This window comes from Neobacillus sp. 114, assembly GCF_030127045.1.
Taxonomy (GTDB): domain Bacteria; phylum Bacillota; class Bacilli; order Bacillales; family Cytobacillaceae; genus Neobacillus; species Neobacillus rhizophilus.
In genome coordinates this window covers 5725941-5747758 of record NZ_CP126144.1, presented here as the reverse complement: position 1 = coordinate 5747758, position 21818 = coordinate 5725941, and the positions used below count along the sequence as shown (strand labels likewise).

Below are 21818 nucleotides of genomic sequence, written 5' to 3'. Positions count from 1 at the left end.
AGCCTCTTAAAGACAAAACGACCTGAGAAAGAGCGGAAAATGTCTTTGATGAGGCTTCTAAAAGACAAAACCGCTTAAGGAAAGAGCCGAAAATGTCCTTAATCCACTTAAAAGCAAATTACGACGTGCAGGAACCTTGTTAATCTAAAGCAAGTTCCTAACCAACGGCTTTATATACCTTAGTAGAGTAGAAGTTTTTGAAAAAAATTTAGGAGCACACGTCATGAAAAAGCCAAACATTTTACTAATCACCAGCGACCAGCAGCACTACGATACCATCGGTGCCTTTAACCCGGAGATTTCAACCCCCAACCTCGACCGGCTGGCAAAGGAAGGGACAACGTTTCAACGAGCCTATTGTCCAAACCCTACCTGCACTCCAGCAAGGTCCTCGATTATTACCGGCACCTATCCAAGCCAGCACGGAGCCTGGACATTGGGGACGAAACTAAGCGAGGATCATCTAACAGTCGGCGATGTTTTTGTTGAAAATGGCTATCGGACCGCACTCGTTGGAAAAGCCCATTTTCAGCCGACACGCACAACGGATGAATACCCATCCTTGGAATCGCTGCCGCTCCTTCAGGACATTGAATTCTGGAAATCTTACAATCAGCCATTCTATGGTTTTGAAAAAATCGAGCTCCTTCGCAACCACACAAATGAATATTTGGTAGGCCAGCATTATGTAGCTTGGCTGGAGGAGAAGGGATATCAGGACTGGAAGCAGTATTATATGCCCCCAACCGGAACGATGGACCCGTCCATCACCTATCAGTGGGGGATTCCCGAAGAATATCACTATAATACATTCATTGCAGAGAAAACGAATGAGCTTCTGGAAACCTATCAGCAGCAGGACGAAAATTTCTTTCTTTGGGCGAGCTTTCCTGACCCGCATCCACCTTATTTAGTTCCTGAACCATGGGCTTCGATGTATGACTCTGATAAGCTGACGATTCCGGAACTATATCCGGGAGAACATGAGAAGAATCCGCCGCATTTTCAAAAGACGCAAGAGGAGAATCCTGACTTTTCATACCTTGCAGAAACAGGCTTTGGCATCCACGGGTATCACTCTCATTTACTGCCGGAAGACGACCGAAAAAAATTAGTGGCCAACTACTATGGTATGATTAGTTTCATGGATAAGTATATTGGTAAGATTCTAGATAAACTAGATGAATTAGGAATCGCCGACGAAACCATTGTTGTGTTTACAACCGACCACGGTCATTTCTTCGGACAGCATGGCTTGCAGTATAAAGGCGGCTTCCATTACGAGGATTTGATCCGGCTGCCATTTATTGTCCGCTATCCGGGGCAAGTGCCGGCACAAAAAGAATCTCATGACCTACAATCGCTGGTTGATCTCGCGCCGACCTTTTTATCGTTTGCAGGCATTCCTATGCCGCCAATCATGTCCGGCGAAAACCAAAAGGATGTTTGGCTTGGCGTTCAAGGAAACGCAAGGGATCACATCTTGTGTGAATTCCGCCACGAACCAACGACTATCCATCAAAAAACATACGTGGATGAACGATACAAAATAACGATCTACTATCGGCAAACCTATGGAGAAATGTTTGACCTGCAGGAGGACCCAAAGGAATTAAACAATTTATGGGACCATCCTGACTATCAAGATTTGAAAAAAGAGCTTCTATTAAAATATGCCTGGGCAGAACTGCATAAAGAGCAGATGCCGATGCCAAGAATTTCACATGCATAGGGACTAGACCATACATTCACACATGAAGGAGATTAATATAATGGTACAATCCTGTTTAACTTCCCAACAACATAGCAATATCGGTGTCATGTGGAAAACCGTTTCCGAGGCGTGCAATCTGGCTTGTGATTATTGCTATTATAGTGGCTGCGGCGGCCAGCCTGGGAAAATTGACAAGATCTATCCAGCCATCCTTGAAAAATTCATCAAGGAATATATGGCGCTAACCAACGGGGTCGCCTCCTTTGCCTGGCAGGGAGGGGAACCCCTGTTAGCCGGCTTGGATTTTTTTAAACAGGTTGTTTTTTTACAGGCAAAATACGCCCCAAAGAATACCATCATCAGCAACTCACTGCAAACAAATGCGACGCTGATTACCGAGGAATGGGCAAGATTTTTTAAACAATACAATTTCCTCATCGGTGTCAGTCTTGATGGCCCAAAAGAAATCAATGATGCGAGAAGGGTGACCGGTCATGGGAAGGGAAGCTTTGACCGGGTGATGCGAGGAATTGACCATTTACGGAAAAATCAGGTCGATTTTAATATCCTGACGGTCATTCATCAAGACAATGTGGGGCGGGCAAAAGAACTGATGGAGTTCTATCAGCAAGAGGGCTTTTCCCATGTGCAGTTTATCCCATGCATGGATTTTCGGGCCCAGGAGCCGAATAAGCCGGGGCAATATTTGATTACTCCAGAACAATATGGTCAGTTTTTATGTGAGGCATTCGACATCTGGTATAACGAAGGCAATCCGAACCGATCGGTTCGATTCTTTGATAACATCCTGAGTGTCTATTTGCATCAGGAAGCGGAATTATGCATCCATCGCCAGACATGCCCGAAAACGTTGATTTTAGAACAAAATGGCGATGCCTATCCGTGTGATTTTTATATTAATGATGAGTATAACCTTGGGAATGTTGGCCGGGATTCGCTGGTAGATATCCTCAATAGTCCAAAATATGATGATTTTCTTGGCTTGAAGCCTACTTTGCCGGAGAAGTGCAAAAGCTGTGAGTTCCTAAAGCTATGCCATGGCGGCTGTCCAAGAAATCGTGCCTGGAACCAAGCCGATGAGACGGTGAATCCAGATTATTTCTGTGAAAGCTATATGAAAGTCTATAAGCATGGGCATGAACGAATGGAAAGATTGGCTGAGAATATCAAATTACAGTGGCTTCGAAATCATCTTAAAGCCGGCCGTCCAAAGCCCGAGCGAAATGACTTCTGCCTGTGCGGCAGCGGGAAGAAATTCAAAAAATGCTGTGAAAAGTATGTTCAAATGGTGTAACTTTCCTAATTGGGGGAATGAAAATGGATCTAACAACTGGCTTCTTGCTTTTACTGATTGGGATCCTGGCTGGAGGTTATGGAACGATTGTCGGTGCCGGGGGCGGATTTATTTTCGTGCCGGCACTGTTGCTGTTATTTAAAATGGAACCTGCGATCGCTGCGGGTTCAGGACTTATAATCGTATTAATTAATTCTTTGTCTGGTGTGGTTGGTTACGCCAAGCAAGAGAAGATTCAATATCGAACGGGGCTTACGCTCGCTATTGGTGCCTTGCCTGGTTCCTTTCTTGGGGTCTGGCTGCTCCAACTTTATTCATCTAGTTATTTCTATGTGATATTTGCTACCTTGTTGGTTGGATTGGGTATCTTTTTATTTACCAAAAATCTTCCGGAAAAATTAAAAAGACATCAGCCTTCTGAAGGGGATGCATACATAGCGGCAGGTGATTCTAGCGGAAATGGGGATACCCTTCATACGGTAGATAAAGAAGATGGCCGTTCGTTCGAAAAATGGCTGATCTCGCTCGGGTTAGTCATCGGCATTTTATCCAGTTATCTCGGAATCGGCGGGGGCTGGCTTCTTGTTCCCATCTTAATCTATGTATTTAAAGTACCTGCACACAATGCCGCTGCGACATCCATTTTTTCACTCTGTCTATATTCAACGATTGGTGTGATTGCGCAGCTATTCTACGGTCATGTCGATTGGACGTCTGTAATCTTTGGTGGCATCGGTGTCATCGTGGGCTCACAAATCGGGGTGCTGCTTTCTCAAAAAATTCCAGGCAAGGTAATCATTCAAATGCTGTCTGTACTATTAATATTTATTGGCGTTCGGATGTATTTTTCTTGAAAAAAAGCATGGGGACGGTTCTGTTGCCTCACAATTGTGAGGCAACAAGAACCGTCCCCGTGCATTTCTGGCTTCTTAATTATAACGATTGTTTAGATAAACAGGTTTATTTCAAGTCGTTCAGAAGTGCTCACCGCTGTTGATTTCAAGTTCACTCCTTCAGCAGGATAATTTTTAAATATTTTTACTTTTAAGTTCAATGTTTTTAAAATATAACGTGTCTTTGACTAAATGGATAATCCTAAGCCGAATCCCAGTTTATTTTCAACTAGTTCTTTAGAATTATATGAATCTCAATAATTATATCGGTATTATTAATTGTTTTTTTGAATTTTCTTTCTCTTGATTACTGTGTTCACAGAGAAAAAGAACTATGTTACTATCAGTAAGGTTTTGGAAACAGCGTATAAGAAGGGATTAAAAAAGAGCAACGGGGTTAAACATCATACCTTCCAAGATCATTAAAAAATTTTTTTATAATGAGGTGTATGATGAAAGCAAACGAATCGGTTCATTTTGAAAATATGAAACTCTTAATAGAAATTAAACATCTTAGAACTAATATAAGAGAAATATATCACCAAAAGGGGCCTGCCAGTTCCGATTATATTTACAGTCAATAAAATTGGATTTCCTTGTCAAGAAATATCTTGATGAAAAAATCGACAATCTAATTCTGTAGGATGAAGTAAATAATTGTGCTTTAAAAAAACAGTAATAGCAAGAATATTGAACAAAAATGGATATAAGCAATAAAAAGGGACACTCTAAAAACTAGGTAACTGATTTTTAGAGGCCCCTACTTTATTGGAATATAAAGTATGTTCTTCTTAATTTTTTCTTCGAATTATTTCTTCGGGTGTAGCCCAAAAGCTTATTGCATCAAAATTTGCACCTTTTATAAATAATTTTGAAACTGTTAAATATATACATATTATTATGCCATTAGGCTTTCTACAAGATTTTAGGCGTAAAATTCTGGAAGTGATAACTGAACAGTGGGAATATCTTCTTGATATGACCTTAGCCAGAGGGGATATTATTAATAACGATGCTTGTGTTTATAAGATATATAGAATATGAGCTAAATTTTAAGCAATACTTTTTCGGCTTTTTAAACCTATTATTCGACATTTCACTACTCCAATATTGTTATACGTTTAAGCTTTTTATACAATGGTCCCAAATGTATGGCGGAGGATTAACACTTGAAAAATTTATCGATGAATATTAGAAAAATTCCATTACCTCTTATTTCATTATGTGTTTTTTTTACAATCATACCAAATTTTTTAGATGACCTAGATACTTTTTTTATAGATGAGATGGCTTGGTTCGCATTATTATTCCCATGTTTTATTTTTTCATATTATTTAGGGTTACATGGTGGGGTTTTTACTGGAATAATAGTAAATACCTATCATCTAAGCTGGTTCTTTTATGAGAAAAAATTTCACAGTGAAAATATGATGGACGAAAGTGCTGCGATGCATATCGGTATTTCTTTAATCACACTTTCGTGCTCGGTCGGAGTTGGGACATTAGCGGAGAAACTCCAAAACAAGCGGATGAAAATACAGGAGTTAAATGAACAACTAATCCGAATGGCGTTATATGATTCTTTAACAGGTCTTCCCAATAGACATTACTTTATAAGGGAATTAGAAAAGGCCATAAAGAGAAAGGACCAACTCTATCTAATGTTTATTGATTTGGACGGCTTTAAAAGGGTGAACGACCAGTATGGCCACGATACTGGGGATAAACTTTTAATAGAGGTTTCTCAAAAACTATTAGAAATTGAAGACAAGGATACTTTTGTGGGCCGTCTCGGAGGTGATGAGTTCACGGTATTGCTTAAGGGTGCTAACTTACATCAAGCAAAAGCCCAAGCAAATCGGATATTAAACCTCCTGCAGATAAGCATCTATGATTGTAAAATTTCCGCGAGCATCGGTGTTGCTATGTGCCATCCCGAAGAAACCCCCGCTTCAATTCTTAAAATAGCGGATTTAGCTATGTATAAAGCAAAACTAGCTGGAAAGAATACAGTTAATCTTGTCCCTGTAATGGAATAAATAATGGATATCTTGGCGAACACTTAAAACACTGTTCGCCTTTTAACGTTGTAAAAAAACAAACGAAAGATGCAACCTCCGTTTGTCCTTAATAAAACTGTTAATATGGAAAGTTCTATATTACTTTCCTTCCCAAAGAGTCTTTGTGATCAAAAACAACCACTTGGTTTCTGCCATGTTCCTTGGCACTATATAATGCCTTATCAGACTTTTCAATAAATCCTTCTACCTTCTCACCTTCGTACAAAGAAACTCCCAAGCTAATAGAAATATAAATATGTTCATTATGATAAATAAAGTTGGATTCTTCTACTGCTTTCCTGATCTGTTCTGCTAATATTTTCCCTTCATCTAAATGGGTATTAGGGAGAATAATGGCAAACTCTTCACCGCCAAAACGAACATATGCATCTGAACTTCTTACATTTCTTTTAATAATTTCTGAAATATGTTTAAGGGCTACATCTCCACATAAATGACCATAATTGTCATTAACCTTTTTAAAATGGTCTATGTCTACCATAATAAGAGTCAATGGGCTATTTGTTCTTTGACAAAACGGAATTGTTTTCTCCAAATATAAATCAAAATATCTTCGATTATATAATCCAGTCAACGAATCAACGATGATAAGTTTCTGCATATGCTTCAATAATTTTCTGTGTCTTAATGCAAAATAACTGACAGTAAAAAGGATGGCCCCATTAACAAACGACTCCAAAATAAGTGCTGCCGTTTCAATTTTACTAAAGGACTCTTCCTCGAAGAAAAAGGTAAAATATTTTAAAATGCTGTAAAAGAGAGCTGTTCCAATAATTACTTTCCACTTTGGGTATAAAATCATTATCAAGATATTTGGAATTAAATAAAGTGACCAAAAAAATGAAGAAAGTCGTTGCATTTCTTCCTTTAAATTAAGCACTATTATGATAGGTAAAATTGTAAACAAGATAATGATAAACCAAACAAATTTTTTTCGTCCCACTTCCTTATATAACCCCATTTCGCCTCAACACCCAAAAATTATGCTAGATTTCCTTCGGGATAGTGTTTATTTATTATTTCTCGCTTTTATAAGCCTTATAATTATTTCTTCCATCTTCCTTTGCTTGGTATAAGGCGGTATCTGCATGCTTCATTAATTCATGGAATGTTATCCCGTCTTTAGGATAAAAAGCAATTCCAATGCTGGATGTCGTTTGAAAAATATGTTCATCAATCTGCCACGATTCTTGTAAAGAACGAAGAATCCGTTCGGCTACTCTATAAGCATCTGTTTCTTCTTGTATTTCAGAAAGAAGGATGGTGAATTCATCTCCTCCTTGACGAGCTAATGTATCATTTCCTCGAAGCTGCCTTTTTACCTTGTTTGAAAATTTTTTGAGAAGTTCATCTCCAATCTCATGACCCAAAGTATCATTGATATGTTTAAATTTATCCATATCCATATACATAACAGCAAATTTCCGCTGATATCGCTTCGCTTCTTTTAATCTTTGTTCTACTTTTTCTTGAAACAGTCTTCGATTTGGAATTCCTGTAAGTGCATCATGAAAGCCCAAATATTCTAAGTGCTCTTCAAGTTTCTTGCGTTCAGTTATGTCACGGCCAACCATCATCATGTAATGAAAATCCCCTGCCTTATCAAACATGGGAGTAGCCTTTAATTCCACCCAGACCTCGTACCCTTCTTTATGTTTACGGACAATTTCACAAGTAAATGTTTTTTGGGTATAGTACATTTTTAGAAAGGAAGCTTTGAATCGTTCATCTCTCCCACCGTCAGGTTGATAAAATACCTTTTTCCCTACATATTCATCTGGATCATACCCAAGGACCGTATGATGAGAAGGAGATGCATATGTTACAATTCCGTCGAGATTCACCAGTTGAATTAAGTCAAGAGAGTTGTCTGCTAAAAGACGGTACCGTTCTTCACTTTCCTTCAAATCTCTTTCAATTTTCATTTTTTCAGTAACATCGCTAAAAAGTGTCAAAATGACTGGAATTCCATCATTTTCGATGGATACTCCCCCTATCTCTACACAAATAACTTTCCCATCCTTTTGCAACATCTTGATTTCAGTAAAAGGAAGTTCTGTTCCATTTCCTATTTTAGAAAGCCTATCTTTATATAATTCACGAAAGTCAGAATGTATATATGAAAAAATCGACTTATCAATTAAGTTTGGTTCTTTCAATATTTTAAGTGCCGAGGGATTCGCGTAATGAATTTTTCCATTTTCATGAATCACAACCCCTTTTGGAATATACTCTAAAAACTTGTGATACCGCTCTTCACTCTCTTTTAAAGATTCTTCCAATTGCTTTCGTTCTGTCACATCTCTGGCAATACCCGATAATGCACTGATGTTGTTTTGAGAGTCCCGTAAAATATCAATGGCATCAGCCGAGGAATTAAAAACAGCTTTAAACCTTGCCTCAAGCCGTTTTGTTTTTTGTAGTTCCGATAAATCTTTCACTACGCAAAAAATACCTACTAACCCACTTTGGGTAGTTAAAGGGATACTCTTCACCTGAATATGACAAATCTCCTTATTTTTGCGAAAGGCATCAAATTCACTTTCATAAGGAACTCCATTTAATACTTGGGATAAGTGGTAACGGTACTCTTCCTCCTGGTTCGGGATTATAAGGTCTTGGAAAAACATATCTTTCATTTCATTTTGAGAGTATCCAAACGTCGTTGTTCCCATTTGGTTTACTTTCGTTATTTTCCCTATATTTGATAAAATAAAAACGGCATCGGGATTATGCTCAATAATAGAATGGTAAAATTCATTAGAAGCTAGCATATCTAGTAATATTTCCTCCTACAAAAAACGGTTTGTCTAACCAAATCGGATACTCTCCCAATAATATTCATGCTGAACGTGAAGGTGTAATGTAGGAGATGATTATTTTGAAGTTTAATTTTTTGCAATAAAGGAATACTCAATAGGTAATATCACATCGACAGTAGTTCCTTTGTTTACTTCACTTTTAATTTCAATTGTCCCTCCATGCTCTTGGACAATTTTATGACTAATCATTAACCCTAAACCTGTACCCTTTTCTTTTGTACTGTAAAAAGGTTCTCCTATCTTATTTATTCTTTCCTTAGAAATCCCATTTCCCTTGTCCATAAAACTGATTTTAATAGAGTCAGAACCACATCTTAGTGCATGAACTTCGATGATTCCCCCATTTGGCATAGCTTCCACTGCGTTTTGTAATATATGAGTAAATACTTGTTTCATATGATTGGCGTCACAAAACACATTCGGCAAATCCGACTCAAATTTATGAATAATTTCAACTTTGTTCATTATCGTTTGTGAGCGGAGCAGTTTCAGTAATTTATGCAAAAGTAACGTAACATCCATTTTTTCAATCCGGGTAGTATGAGGTTTAGCAAACTCCAAAAATTCTCGTATGATTTCTTCTATGTTGTGGATTTCATTTAAAGTAGTATTAATATAGAGGGAATTGTTTACTTCTTTTTTTAGTAATTGCACAAACCCCTTTATAGAAGTTAATGGATTTCTAATTTCATGGGCAATACTAGAAGCCAGCTGCCCAATAATCGAAAGTTTCTCTGATTTTCTTATTAGTTCTTCTGTTCTTTTCCGCTCAGAAATATCCCGGCCAACTGCGATGAAATACTCTATTTCGTCATATTCATCATAGACTGGGGATATATTTGCCTCAATATCAACCCATCCTCCTTGGCTATGTTTATGTCTAAACTCAATTTGACACGATATTTTGAATTTAATCATATTAGTATATTCCTTTTGAATGGCAGGAATATCGTCGATATGTACTAACTCAAAATTAGATGTACCTTCGTAATCTTTAACTGATAGCCCTAATACTTTTTCATGAGAAGGGGATGCATAAAGAACCGTTCCGTTTTTATCTAACATGACAACTAAATCAAGCATATTATCAGAAATAAGTTGAAATTTTAAGTTTTTTAACCTTAAAGCATCTTCGATTCGCTTTTGTTCTGTGATATCAATACACGAACCAATAACTCCGACAATTTCTCCATCTTTTCGGATAGGAGATAACGAGGAAACATAATGAACGCCATTGAGTCTCCCAGTGTACGTTATGTCTTCTTCACCGTCCCAAGCTCTTCGGAAATATTCGGCTTTTTCCTCCGCAATATTAACAGGTAAAAAATCTTTTAACTCCTTCCCAATCACATGACCTGGAGTAAGGCCCATTCGATACATTAATTTACCATCACATAAAGTGTGTATATATCTGCCAGTTTCCTTTATCACCTTAAAAGTCATTCCTTGTTGTTGCCTCAGGACATCCCGTAATTCTTGACGGGTACTTTCCAATGCTTCTTCCAAGAGATTCTGATTATAGAGTTCTTGAGAGATTCCTTCTTGTGGGACTATTTGCTCTATCTGGTGAAAATATTGAGCTAATTCTTCTGGTGGTAATGGCTTACTAAACAAGTATCCCTGACCATGATCGCAAGAATGCTTCTGAAGAAAAATCAATACCTCTTTTGATTCAATACCTTCCGCCACGGCTTTTATTTTTAAGTGGTGAGCCATTGCGATAATCATTTTTACAATGGTTGCATTGTTTAAGTCCGATGTGCAATCTCGGATAAAAGATTGGTCAATTTTGATTTTGTCGATTTGGAATTAGTGCAAATAATGAAGGGAACTATACCCCGTTCCAAAATCACCTAAGCTAATTTGTACGCCTAATCGTTTTAATTTCTTAATGGCATTTAGTGCTCGGTCTTTATCCATCATCATGCTCTCTGTAATCTCAAGTTCGAGATATTCAGGAGGAAGTGCGGTGTCTATTAAAATTTGCCGAACAATATCGGCCAAATTTGGCTGATAGAGCTGACGTACTGAAAGGTTGACCGACATTACGATGGGTGATAAACCACTGTTCATCCATTTTCTATTTTGCAAACAAGCAGCTCGTAAAACCCATTCACCCATTGGTATAATAAGTCCTGTTTGTTCAGCAACAGGAATAAAATCAATTGGAGGGATTAATCCCTTTTCTTGGTGTTCCCATCGAATCAATGCCTCCATCCCTTCAATTTTCCCAGTTTCCAAATTGATTTTTGGTTGGTAATAAAGCCGAAACTCATTCCGATCAAGTGCTTTTATTAGTTCTTTTTCTACTCCTAATGATTGTTCCGTAAGTACCAAGCCTTTTCACCATCCTATATTTCATATCTGTCTTTTGTAATATATGAATATGTAAATATTTAATATTTTCGGGACTAATCTCCCAATTAATTTACCTTATTTGACAAAATTCTACAATACCTATATTGTAGATAATAGTTATCTTTTTTTGTTTTTTAGGAGGTTCATATGCAATATAGTATAGGGGTTGAATATGCTCTTCATTGTTTGCTTTACCTAATTAATCCCCCGAAAGAATCTAATATCGGAATTAAAGAACTTTCTAAATTTCAAGGTGTTTCCGAAACCTATTTGTCAAAAGTATTTACTAAATTAACAAAATCAGGAATTGTTAGCTCCATACCTGGTGCTAAAGGGGGCTATCAATTAACAAGAAGACCTGAAGATATTTCTTTTTGGGATGTAGTGGAGGCAATAGAGGGTTCGAAACCTATATTCCAATGCAAAAATATTCGTAAAAATTGTTTTCTATATCAGGAAACTGGATATCCACAATGCTTAGCAAAAATACCGTGCAAAGTAAATGTGATCATGCGTGAAGCAGAAGATCAGATGCGTACTTATCTTAAAGAAAAGAACCTGCTTTGGTTAATGCAAGACTTAGAAGGAATTGTTCCAAAGAAATTTTTTGTAGAAACTTCGAATTTTTTTGACAAGTCCTAATCGCTCCCAGCCATCTATAGATGGATATAAACTATAAAACAGAAATAAATGAAGTTAGAGAAAGAGCCTCCATTTAAATACCAAAGGACTAACAAAGGGGACTCCTTCGTGTTAGTCCTCTTTTTCTACAATACTAAACAATAAATTTAACAACGTATCTAATTCTTGAGAGCATTCAATGGGTATCTTGGATGCCTTTCCATACTTATCGGTTAATTCCTGTAATTCGCGCCTTTTATTTTCAATCATCAATATTAAATAAGTCATGGTATCTCCTTAATCATTCAACATGATAAAAATAATAGCATAAAATTTCCAAGATGGATTACCAAGTATTCGAAATGGGCAAAATCCTTTTAGATATGCGGTTTTACTTGATTAAAATGGGCAAAATCATATTAAGTAAATAAATAAATCATCATTTGTCTTTGGATTGGCCATTTTATATGATAAGGGCGCTATTTGTAAAGGTTGTGTAATTAAATGCAATATATTGGATCCTATAATTTTAAGCTAGTCCTTTTATCGATTATTGTTATAATCTTTGCTTCATTTGCCACATTTCTGATTATTTACCGGAAAGCTGCTTCAAAAGAGAAAGTAGGGATATTTGGATTTTTTGCAGGTGCCATAATGTTAGCTTTTGGAATCTGGACGATGCATTTTGTTGGCATGCTTGCTTACAATACGCACACACCTGTTGCATTTAATTTAGAGCTAACAGCTTTATCTTTTTTCCTGGCACTAATAGGCTCGTCTTCTGTCTTTTTTATCATTTGGCAATCAAAAGTTCGTTCCCTTTATCTTGTCTTGGGAACTTTTATATTGGGGCTTTGTATGTTGGCGATGCATGAAGTGGGGATGGAGTCGATGGAAATGGACGCTTTTGTCCATCATGATTTCTTTCTTTCGAGCCTTGCTATTATTCTTGCTTTTTTAGTTTCAGGAGGATTTATCCTTTTTTCCCTTAGTTTTAAAAGAGACAACAAAACAATAAAGAAGAAGATACTAGGGTCGGTCATCACAGGAATAGGAATATCCAGTGTCCACTATTTAGCTATGGATGCTGTTAGGTTAAATGGAATGCCGCAATCCCATGAGGTTGATGATATCACATATTTTAGTAATCATTCTTTGTATATTTCAACAGATTTATTGGCATTGGCGTTGGGGCTGTCGACGATTATTATCCTCTTAACCATCATTTCTCTTACATTTGTTGATAAAAATCGAGCGGAACGCTTGCATAAAATATCGGAAATTCATTATCAATCTCTGGTTGAATATAATCCCAATGTCGTGTTAACCGTGGATAGCGATGGAATGGTAATTAGTGTGAACCCAAAAGGAATCGAACTGCTAAAGTATAGTCGGGAGCAAATTCTTTCAAAATCATTGTTTGCATTCTTTAACGATGAGGACCGGCCAAAAGCTGAATACAAGTTTGTTCATTTATTGACTGAGGAGTACAAGCATTTCGATGCTCGAATTCAAGATGGCGATAGCAAATGGATACCGATGTTTATTACTTTAGTTCCAATCATTATTGATGACAAAATGACAGGGGCCTTTTTCGTCGCCAGAGACAATACTGAAATAGTTAAGTACAAGGAACAAATAAAAAAGACACAAGAGGATTTAATTAATACAATCCAAAGGCAGCAGGGAATGACATTTAAATATAGAAAGCTTGGCGACCAGTTCATTCATACATTGTGTGAAGGGGAGCTGCTGGATAAATTGGGGCTTTCTCCTGCCGTAGTGGTAGGGAAACCTTTGCATGCCTATCTTCCAAAAAAAACGGCGGATCGAAAACTTCAAGCTTATGTAAAAGCTTGGAACGGTGAGATTACCAATTATGAAGAGAATCTAAATGGAACGGACTATTATGTCACCTTAAGCCCGGTTTTTCATGAGGGAAAAGTCGTAGAGGTCATTGGTTCAGGGATTGATATTACCGAGCGAAAACGTGCAGAACAAATTCTTGAAAGCAGTAAGAAACGATATGAGAAAATCTTAAACGTCATGTCTGAAGGAATTTTTCTCTATGGGGCCGACCATCAGAAGGTGGCACTTAACGAAAATATCTATAAAATGTTTGGAGTAAATTGCAAGGAATTTGATGAAATCACGATTTATAACAACGATATTCCCTTTATCGATCAAGAGGGGAATCCTTTAGCACCCGAAGACTACCCACTTACGATGACATTAAAAACGGGGAGACCCTTCATTGGCCAAGTAGTCGGTATTAAGGGCAAGGAAAAGACAACCTGGTCAGCCATCAATACCACGCTGCTTGAACCGCTGGATTTAAGAGATGTCCCTCAAGTGCTTGTGACAATGTCGAATATTACCGAGCAAAAAGAAACAGAAATCAAATTAAGAGAATCTAACGCTTTGAAAAGAACGATTATTGATAGCATGCCAATGGGATTGATTGTGACTGATACGAATCGTAATATTGTCGCGCTAAATCTGCCGTGCTACGAATTATTTGATTTGGAAGAACCTATTAGGAACATAATCGGTCGGTCTGTTTTAGAATACTATTCTTACTTTTATCATAACGGTGAAGAGGAAAGAAAAAGAATTAACAAAATCTTAAAGGAAAATCAGCCTGTCGTCGATGAAATTAAATTGGCCAATAATAGATTGTATCAAAGAAGCTATTTTCCCTTTTACATGGATAGCGAACTGAAAGGGCACTTATGGACGTTTGAAGATATAACGGAAAGAAAAGTGATGGAAAGAAGGATTATTCAAGCAAAAGAAGATGCGGAGAAGGCAAATTTGGCAAAATCGGAATTCTTATCCAACATGAGCCATGAATTGAGGACCCCGCTCAACGCTATTCTTGGCTTTTCTCAGCTGCTTGAAATAAAGGAACCGCTTAGTGATCAACAAAGAATGTTCGTCCAGGAGATTTTAAAGGGTGGACAGCATTTGTTGAATCTTATTAATGAAATCTTAGATCTTTCAAGAATTGAAGCAGGAAGACTGAAAATATCTATTGATACGATAAAAATAGGATCTATTATTGAGGAATGTGTGAATTTAATGATACCTGCAGCTTCCGATATAGGAATACAGATAACAATAAAGCGGTCAGAATATGGGGACCTATATGTAAACGTCGACCCAACTAGGCTAAAGCAGATTATCTTGAACCTATTAGAGAATGCCATTAAGTATAACAAGGAAAATGGCAGTATTTCCATTTGGTTTGAAGACCGCAAAGAGTTTCTATACATTCATGTCTCGGATACTGGAATTGGAATCCCGCCAGAGGCCCAGAAAAAGGTCTTTGAACCTTTTTATAGACTGGAACATAAACATGTTGATGGAACGGGAATCGGGCTTCCTCTTGTTAAACGACTAATTCAGTTAATGGGCGGTGAAGCAGGCGTAAAGAGCCGGGTAGGAGAGGGAAGCGACTTCTGGATTAGCCTTCCTATGGTCCGCTTATATCATCCAAAACTTCAACCATCTATTGAGCAGCAAGTTGATTCGCTTCTTTCAAATAAAAGGATTACGATTTTATATGTTGAAGATCATTTATCAAATTTACAATTAGTATCTGAAATGATGAGAAGCCTACAGGGAGTGACCTTAATTTCAGCAAGGACGGGTGTTGAGGGTCTTCAAATGGCGAAAGAGCGAAAAGTTGATTTAATCCTATTGGACCTCCATTTGCCAGATATCCATGGATTTGAAGTGCTGGAAAGATTAAAATCGAACGATTCCACGAAAAATATCCCAGTCATTGCCATAAGTGCAAATGCGTTGAAGGATGATATTAACCGTGCTTTAGAGAATGGTTTTGACGAATATGTAACAAAGCCGATTGAAATGCCTTCATTTCTACAATTGATTTTAAAGTATGTAAAATAAAGGGAAGGGCTGCTTAAACACGAAGTAGCTTCTTTCTCCGTATAAAATAATAAAAACCTTATAGGGCTGAAAAAGGGAAAATAAGACTAGCATGGATAAACAATGAAGTGATTAAAATAAAGTTTATAAAAAAATCTATTGAGAATAAAAACTAAAATTTATTTTATTGACTTGAAAGTAATAAGGAGAAAGAATTTATATGGAAGAAATTAGAGTAATAATTGCAGATGATGATCAGGCTTCTAAGACCCTTCTTTGTTATTTTGTTGAACTATTATCGGAATATAAGGTAGTTGGGAATGTCACTAACGGGCCAGAACTCATTCAGTTGGTTAAAGAGGAAAATCCCCACATCATTTTGGTAGATATACATATGCCTGGAATTAATGGAGTGGAGGCCGCCAAGTTATGTAAAGAAATAAATCCCGCCCTTCAGGTTATTTTTACAACCGGTTCTGATGAATATGCAGTCGAGGCATTTAGTATTTCGGCTGCGGATTATATTGTAAAACCGATTGAAAAGGTTCGGCTGTTTGTCGCGTTGGAAAAAGCCAAACAATCGATCCAATTGTTAGAGAGTAAAGGAACAGTTTCCAAAAATAAGCTTGCAATCAAATCGAGTAATGCCTTCTTTTATATTTTAATAAAGGATATCCTCTATATTGAAAAAGTCGGAAGAAAGACTATCATCCATACTGAAAATATGCAATATGAAACATTAGAATCCCTTCAGGAAATTGAAGAAAGACTCCCAGGGCACTTCTTTAAAACCCATCGTTCTTATTTAGTGAACTTAAGGAAAATAGTGAAGATTGAATCCCTTGGAGAAACGTATGCAGCTTATTTTGAAAACTCTGATGAAAAAGCCTTTATTTCCAAATTAAAAATAAATGAAGTATATCGGTGTATGGAAATATAAAAAAGTTAAAGTTCCACAAGGATCTTTAACTTTTTTCCATCAAACGTTAATAATATGAATACTAATATATAATAGTAGAAACTTGGATAAAACCATTCAATGTCCTGGGAACGAGTAGTTTTTATTCACCAACGGCTCGATTAAGAGAAAAAACCTGCTGTTGTAAGATCTGTTTCTCTAATTCATCTTTCGGCAGAGGTTTGCTGAAATAAAAGCCCTGTACTAATCTGCAGCCTTTCACAAGAAGAAAGGAAAGTTGTTCTTCTGTTTCTACACCCTCACAAATAACCTCACCTTTTAATCTTTCGGTTAAATCAAGGACACTTTCGATAATCGCCTTCTCTTTTTCTTGATCAGGAATTCCTAGGATAAACGAACGGTCAATCTTCACTTTATCAATTGGCAAGTCCTTTAGATACTTTAAAGAAGAGTACCCTGCTCCAAAGTCATCTAGTGATATTTTTATTCCCATAAGATTTAGACTACTAAGGATGTTACCGACATATTCCATATTATGCATAAATGCATCTTCAGTTAATTCAAATTCAATCGCTGCCGGATTGGTTCCGAACTGATTCAAGTTATATTGAACAGTTTGGAGAAATGACGGGTTTTCCAGAGTCGTAGGAGAGATGTTAATAGAAATCGGTATTTCTCCAAAGCCGGCTGCTTTCCATTCTTTTTGCTGATGGAATGCTTTTTTCATTACCCATTCTGTCACATCATCGATGATACCAATTTTCTCACAGATGGGGATAAACTCTATAGGAGATACTGACCCAATCTTCGGGTGGGTGTACCGCAGCAACACTTCAAGCCCCGCTAACTGATTCTTTTGAATATCCATTTGAGGCTGATACACTAAGTGAAAGTGACCAAGGGAAATGGCTTGTTTTAAGCCGTCTTCCAACAAAATATTTCGGTCTATCTTTGTTGATATTTCCTTTGTATAAAGGTTATAGGTATCCCTCCCGCTTTCTTTTGACTCATATAATGCTTTGGCTGCATGGGCTAAAAGGCTGTCCATATCTGTTCCATCTTCAGGGAAAATGGCGATTCCAATAGATGCGGTAATCATCAGTTCAAGGTCGGCTATGTTCCATGGTTTTCTCATCATTTGGATAATTCGTTTAGCTAAACGGGCGACTTCCTCTATGGAGTTGAATCCATCTGCAATAATCGCAAATTCATCTCCGCCTAAACGGGCAAAAGTATCCGATTTACGAATACAGCCTGCCACTCTTTCCACAAATTCCTTTAACAAGAGGTCGCCTGCTTCGTGACCGTACTTATCATTTACCCACTTGAATCGGTCACAATCTAAATAAAATAAAGCGAGATTTGATTTATTATGCTCTGCTTTTTTTATCGCCAGCTGTAACCGGTCTTGGAATAACCGGCGATTGGCAATCCCCGTTAACGAATCATAAAATGCCAATTGCCTTATCTTTTCCTCATTCAATGCCAAGGCCTCTTCTTTTTCAACACGTTCCGAAATATCTGTTGAAGCCACCAAAATGCTCTTGATTTTTTGATTATGATCAAAAATCGGAGTAGCCTTAGATTCTAGGGCAATAAAATGTCCATTCTGATGTCGAAGCCGATAAATAGCCTGAATTGTTTCTTTTGTTTCGGAGACTTTTTTGAAATCGGCAAGAAGCTTTTCCCGATCATCCGGGTGTACTAGAGAAAAGGCCTGGCTTCCTGTAAGATCAGTTAATTTGTAACCCAATACATTTTCGTGGGAAGGGGAGGCAAACTGGATTTCACTTGAAGGCGTAATAATACTAACTAAATCCTTCATATTTTCGGTAATAATACGATACTTTTCATCTCGTTCCCGCAGCTGCGCTTCAATTGTTCTTTGTTCCGTTATATCCCTAATAATGACGTAAACACCATAGGCTTTCCCATCCATTTTATACGGAACATTCTTTACCCTTAATATGATTTCGCTTTTATCTTTACAAAAAATCCGAACATGAAATTGATGGGGAATTCCTGTTAAAGACTCCTTGAAATACGTCCTCGTTGCCAAAAGGTCGTCCGGATGAATGTAATCATCAATGCGTCTTTCGTTCAGTTCTTCCGATACATACCCAGTCTGTTGTTCTGCTGCATGATTAATCTCTAAAATCGACCCAAATTTATCTAGAATAAAGATTCCGTCCTGGTTTTTTTCGAATAGAGAACGATATTCTATATTCTTGCTATTAGCCTTCTGTTCTGCCTTCACACTTTTGACAAAAAATATGATACAAAAAGTGGAAATGAATATTGATAAAATAATTAATGCAGTTTGATAGGAATAAAACAGGAATTGCATATAACTAACTCCTTCTACTAATAACAAATAGTGAACTGTATTATATTTACATGATAATAAATAGTAATTATTCTAAAAATAGTAATTTTGTAACATGTCGAAAATCCTGTTTGATATGTCGAAAAAAGGCGATGAATAGGTATGGTAGTGGGATGGAATTCACTTTCCCCAGAACGGTAAAAAGATCTAAATGCTAATAAATATTAAGACGCTTTCCTTGTCCTCGCATTTTATGTTTTTAAAATAATATCAACCAACCTTATTTGTCTGCTTACCTTTTTCTTCTTCATGCATTAATAGGTTTAATAATGTATCTAACTTTTGGCTGCATTCAACGGCTTGTTCCGATGAGAAGCCATACCTATTTGCTAATTCCAACATTTTATGACGGTGAATTTCAATCAAAATGAGTAGATTGTTCATATTAACAGCTCCCAAATTTGATGTTTAGTGCTATTGTCATAGTTTTATTTTCATATTTTAGCAAAAGAATTACTAGTTTTGTTATAAATGGATTTAAATGGCGATAATGGAGTTCGAAATGCGGTTAAAAGGGTTTAACAAGTAGCCTTATTGTTCAAATTGACTGAAATTTGGCGAAATTTCCTTTAGAATAATTGAAAAAAATGTAAAAATAGTGGGAAATTTGTATTATTGCATCATTGACAGATAAGCAAGCCCATTGACATAAACTCCTTCTTAAAAGTTATTTCAAAGTATTTGTCTAAACAAAAGGCCTGATCTTTTCGATCAGGCCTTTATTGTGCAGCACGTAAAATGACAATATTGACTCTTCGGTTTGATTGACGGCTTTGGTCCGAATCATTTGGGAAAAGTGGCTTAAATTCCCCATAACCAGTAAACTGCATGCGGTCTTGCGAGATACCGTTGGTCGAAAAATAGTGAAGGACACTAACCGATCTTGCCGAGGAAAGCTCCCAATTGGACTTATATTCGGCATTGCTGATTGGAACATTGTCCGTATGCCCTTCAATGCTGATGGCATTTGGAACGGTTTTGATTAATCCTACCAACATATTCAATGTTTGGAAAGAGATCTCCTTAAGATTGGCTTTTCCCTGATCAAAGAGGATGACATCTTTTAAGGTGACTTCCACTCCGCGTTCCGTGTCACTTAGTGTTATGACATCTTGCAAATGATTATCTGCAATGTAGTTTTCTAATTGTTGCTTCAACTGGTCAAGCTGCTTGGCTTCCTCTTCCTTGCTGTTTCCTTCAGCGGCATGGGCAGCCTGATCAGATGGTTTATTCGGCTTTGTTGGCGAAGGACCGGCATCCTCCTTGATTGGTTTACCTGTCAACTCGACTTTGAAAGAATCCATAATCGCATTATACTTACTCTGATCGATAATCCCCGCAGCGTATAAAACAATAAACAACGCCAGTAATAGCGTTAGGATATCGGCATATGGAAGCAGCCAAGCCTCGGGAATTTCCTCTTCATGCTCCTCGTGGAATTTATTACGCAACTTTCTCATTTGCTCGCTCCTTGGACGTCATTTCATATTTCACACGTTCTTTTGGAGGTAAATAAACCATAAGCTTCGTTTCCAGCATTTTAGGGATGACCCCTTTGTAAACCGCAAGGAGTCCTTCGATGGTAAGCAGCTTTAATTCCTGTTCCCGCTTGGATAGGCGTTTTAATTTATTGGCAATCGGGTGCCATAGCACATATCCAGAGAAAATTCCAAGTAATGTTGCGATAAAGGCAGCAGAGATGGAATGGCCGATTTTTTCGATGTCATTTAAATTGACAAGAGCCGATACTAGTCCGATTACTGCCCCTAGTACTCCAAGGGTTGGGGCGTAGGTCCCAGCTTGAGTGAAGATGTGTGCCCCCACTTTATGGCGCTGACCCATGGCATCTACCTCATCCAATAACACTTCCTCGATGAACTCTCCATCATTTCCGTCAATAATCAATTCCAGCCCTTTTTTGAAAAATGGGTCCTTCGCTTCAAGCGCAATATCTTCTAGCGCCAGAAGTCCTTCTTTTTTTGCAATTTCTGCACATCTTACTAAAATAGCAATTTGCTCAACTTTAGTAGGAGCTTTTGTTTGTAAAAGGGCAATTTTTAGTAGTTTAGGAATCTTCTTGAATTCGCTAAATGGGAACGCGATCATGATGGTTGCTACCGTGCCTCCAAAAATAATTAAGAAAGCAGCGGCATTGTTTAATGCAGACAATGGGGTTCCTTTTAAGACCATTCCGACACCGATTACGACAACTGCAATCAGAATTCCAAATAAACTAGACATATTTTTCTCCTTTAAAAGTTGATAGAATGATTTTATAATACATTGTAGTAGATTCGTCCTAATTCGACAATCAGCATTTAATGATTTTTCAAAAATAGGAAATTTGGAAGGGAGAGTTCTCTGTGAAAATTCAGCAGAGTTTTGGGGTAAATCAGGACCGATTTTTACCTGTTAGAGAGAGAGGAACAGACTCTCCGTCCTTTCAACAGCTGCTACAAGAAAATCAACTGGGCTACTCGAAGGAACGTTTTCAAGGTCTCCTTAGAGAAATAGACCAGCAAGGGAACAGTTTGGGCCGTTCGCAATCCATCGAGGATTTGCTGGCGTTTAAACAAACGATCCGGAATTATTTGAAAGAGGTTGTGCAGCACGGCATCGGGTTAGAGGAGCACAAGGGGTTTCACCCAAACGGACGTGAAAAACGATTAATCATGATTAAACAAGTGGACCGACATCTCCTCGAATTGTCGGAGCAAGTATTGGAAAAACAAGCGACATCTGTAGAACTTTTGGAAAAAATTGGCGAGATTAAGGGATTATTAGTCAATATATATTTGTAATTAGGAGAGGAGCA

General features: G+C 37.5%; 16 protein-coding genes and 1 pseudogene. 8 read left to right on the top strand and 9 right to left on the bottom strand.

Going from position 1 to position 21818, the window contains the following annotated elements:
• Positions 1 to 223: 223 nt before the first annotated feature.
• The 4 genes from QNN06_RS28220 (at position 224) to QNN06_RS28205 (ending at position 5961) form a co-directional block, all read left to right on the top strand.
• Positions 224 to 1732 carry a sulfatase family protein gene (locus QNN06_RS28220; protein WP_284036463.1) on the top strand — a complete coding sequence of 503 codons (1509 nt, stop codon included), beginning with the start codon at positions 224 to 226 and terminating at the stop codon, positions 1730 to 1732.
• Between the two features lie 40 nt (positions 1733 to 1772).
• Entirely contained in the window at positions 1773 to 3029 is a 1257-nt protein-coding gene (locus tag QNN06_RS28215; protein WP_284036462.1) for an anaerobic sulfatase maturase, read from the top strand.
• Positions 3030 to 3052: 23 nt separating this feature from the next.
• Complete coding sequence (locus QNN06_RS28210; protein ID WP_284036461.1) at positions 3053 to 3883, top strand: sulfite exporter TauE/SafE family protein; 831 nt, start codon at positions 3053 to 3055, stop codon at positions 3881 to 3883.
• A 1208-nt stretch (positions 3884 to 5091) separates the two neighbouring features.
• A complete protein-coding gene (locus QNN06_RS28205; protein WP_284036460.1) occupies positions 5092 to 5961 on the top strand; it encodes a GGDEF domain-containing protein in 870 nt (289 codons plus the stop codon).
• 115 nt (positions 5962 to 6076) lie between these two features.
• Here the strand turns inward: QNN06_RS28205 and QNN06_RS28200 are convergent, their stop codons facing one another.
• From QNN06_RS28200 to QNN06_RS31290, 4 genes and pseudogenes are all read right to left on the bottom strand, one after another.
• On the bottom strand, positions 6077 to 6964 hold the full coding sequence (locus QNN06_RS28200; protein WP_284036459.1) for a GGDEF domain-containing protein: 888 nt from the start codon (positions 6962 to 6964) through the stop codon (positions 6077 to 6079).
• Positions 6965 to 7019: 55 nt separating this feature from the next.
• Positions 7020 to 8777 (bottom strand): PAS domain S-box protein, encoded by a 1758-nt coding sequence (locus tag QNN06_RS28195; RefSeq protein WP_284036458.1) that lies wholly within the window; start codon positions 8775 to 8777, stop codon positions 7020 to 7022.
• Positions 8778 to 8891: 114 nt separating this feature from the next.
• Positions 8892 to 10196 (bottom strand): PAS domain S-box protein, encoded by a 1305-nt coding sequence (locus QNN06_RS31295; protein ID WP_349654948.1) that lies wholly within the window; start codon positions 10194 to 10196, stop codon positions 8892 to 8894.
• A 240-nt stretch (positions 10197 to 10436) separates the two neighbouring features.
• A pseudogene (locus tag QNN06_RS31290) lies at positions 10437 to 11162 on the bottom strand (putative bifunctional diguanylate cyclase/phosphodiesterase); the annotation flags it as partial.
• Between the two features lie 168 nt (positions 11163 to 11330).
• On the opposite strand from QNN06_RS31290, the gene QNN06_RS28180 reads away from it, so the two are divergent.
• Positions 11331 to 11825, top strand: coding sequence for an RrF2 family transcriptional regulator (locus tag QNN06_RS28180; protein WP_284036457.1), 495 nt, complete (start codon positions 11331 to 11333; stop codon positions 11823 to 11825).
• Between the two features lie 111 nt (positions 11826 to 11936).
• On the opposite strand, the gene QNN06_RS28175 is transcribed toward QNN06_RS28180, so the two are convergent.
• A complete protein-coding gene (locus QNN06_RS28175) occupies positions 11937 to 12092 on the bottom strand; it encodes an aspartyl-phosphate phosphatase Spo0E family protein (protein WP_284036456.1) in 156 nt (51 codons plus the stop codon).
• Between the two features lie 216 nt (positions 12093 to 12308).
• On the opposite strand from QNN06_RS28175, the gene QNN06_RS28170 reads away from it, so the two are divergent.
• Together QNN06_RS28170 and QNN06_RS28165 are read left to right on the top strand one after the other, a co-directional pair.
• Positions 12309 to 15719, top strand: coding sequence for an ATP-binding protein (locus QNN06_RS28170; protein ID WP_284036455.1), 3411 nt, complete (start codon positions 12309 to 12311; stop codon positions 15717 to 15719).
• Between the two features lie 199 nt (positions 15720 to 15918).
• Entirely contained in the window at positions 15919 to 16638 is a 720-nt protein-coding gene (locus tag QNN06_RS28165; RefSeq protein ID WP_284036454.1) for a LytR/AlgR family response regulator transcription factor, read from the top strand.
• A 121-nt stretch (positions 16639 to 16759) separates the two neighbouring features.
• Here the strand turns inward: QNN06_RS28165 and QNN06_RS28160 are convergent, their stop codons facing one another.
• From QNN06_RS28160 to motA, 4 genes are all read right to left on the bottom strand, one after another.
• Positions 16760 to 18964: an EAL domain-containing protein gene (locus QNN06_RS28160; protein WP_284036453.1), complete on the bottom strand. Its 2205-nt coding sequence runs from the start codon at positions 18962 to 18964 to the stop codon at positions 16760 to 16762.
• 249 nt (positions 18965 to 19213) lie between these two features.
• Positions 19214 to 19387, bottom strand: a complete 174-nt coding sequence (locus QNN06_RS28155; protein ID WP_284036452.1) for an aspartyl-phosphate phosphatase Spo0E family protein — start codon at positions 19385 to 19387, stop codon at positions 19214 to 19216.
• A 335-nt stretch (positions 19388 to 19722) separates the two neighbouring features.
• Complete coding sequence (locus QNN06_RS28150; RefSeq protein WP_284036451.1) at positions 19723 to 20463, bottom strand: flagellar motor protein MotB; 741 nt, start codon at positions 20461 to 20463, stop codon at positions 19723 to 19725.
• Positions 20447 to 21244 carry a flagellar motor stator protein MotA gene (gene motA / locus QNN06_RS28145; RefSeq protein ID WP_284036450.1) on the bottom strand — a complete coding sequence of 266 codons (798 nt, stop codon included), beginning with the start codon at positions 21242 to 21244 and terminating at the stop codon, positions 20447 to 20449. The genes QNN06_RS28150 and motA overlap by 17 nt, the downstream gene beginning before the upstream one ends.
• Positions 21245 to 21366: 122 nt before the next feature.
• Here motA and QNN06_RS28140 point away from each other — a divergent pair, with 122 nt between their 5' ends.
• Positions 21367 to 21804 (top strand): YaaR family protein, encoded by a 438-nt coding sequence (locus QNN06_RS28140; RefSeq protein ID WP_284036449.1) that lies wholly within the window; start codon positions 21367 to 21369, stop codon positions 21802 to 21804.
• Positions 21805 to 21818: the final 14 nt, after the last annotated feature.

Coding starts and splice junctions, on each gene's coding strand:
- QNN06_RS28220 (WP_284036463.1), top strand. CDS start 224: ATGAAAAAGCCAAACATTTTACTAATCACCAGCGACCAGCAGCACTAC.
- QNN06_RS28215 (WP_284036462.1), top strand. CDS start 1,773: ATGGTACAATCCTGTTTAACTTCCCAACAACATAGCAATATCGGTGTC.
- QNN06_RS28210 (WP_284036461.1), top strand. CDS start 3,053: ATGGATCTAACAACTGGCTTCTTGCTTTTACTGATTGGGATCCTGGCT.
- QNN06_RS28200 (WP_284036459.1), bottom strand. CDS start 6,964: ATGGGGTTATATAAGGAAGTGGGACGAAAAAAATTTGTTTGGTTTATC.
- QNN06_RS28195 (WP_284036458.1), bottom strand. CDS start 8,777: ATGCTAGCTTCTAATGAATTTTACCATTCTATTATTGAGCATAATCCC.
- QNN06_RS31295 (WP_349654948.1), bottom strand. CDS start 10,196: ATGGGCCTTACTCCAGGTCATGTGATTGGGAAGGAGTTAAAAGATTTT.
- QNN06_RS28180 (WP_284036457.1), top strand. CDS start 11,331: ATGCAATATAGTATAGGGGTTGAATATGCTCTTCATTGTTTGCTTTAC.
- QNN06_RS28175 (WP_284036456.1), bottom strand. CDS start 12,092: ATGACTTATTTAATATTGATGATTGAAAATAAAAGGCGCGAATTACAG.
- QNN06_RS28170 (WP_284036455.1), top strand. CDS start 12,309: ATGCAATATATTGGATCCTATAATTTTAAGCTAGTCCTTTTATCGATT.
- QNN06_RS28165 (WP_284036454.1), top strand. CDS start 15,919: ATGGAAGAAATTAGAGTAATAATTGCAGATGATGATCAGGCTTCTAAG.
- QNN06_RS28160 (WP_284036453.1), bottom strand. CDS start 18,964: ATGCAATTCCTGTTTTATTCCTATCAAACTGCATTAATTATTTTATCA.
- QNN06_RS28155 (WP_284036452.1), bottom strand. CDS start 19,387: ATGAACAATCTACTCATTTTGATTGAAATTCACCGTCATAAAATGTTG.
- QNN06_RS28150 (WP_284036451.1), bottom strand. CDS start 20,463: ATGAGAAAGTTGCGTAATAAATTCCACGAGGAGCATGAAGAGGAAATT.
- motA (WP_284036450.1), bottom strand. CDS start 21,244: ATGTCTAGTTTATTTGGAATTCTGATTGCAGTTGTCGTAATCGGTGTC.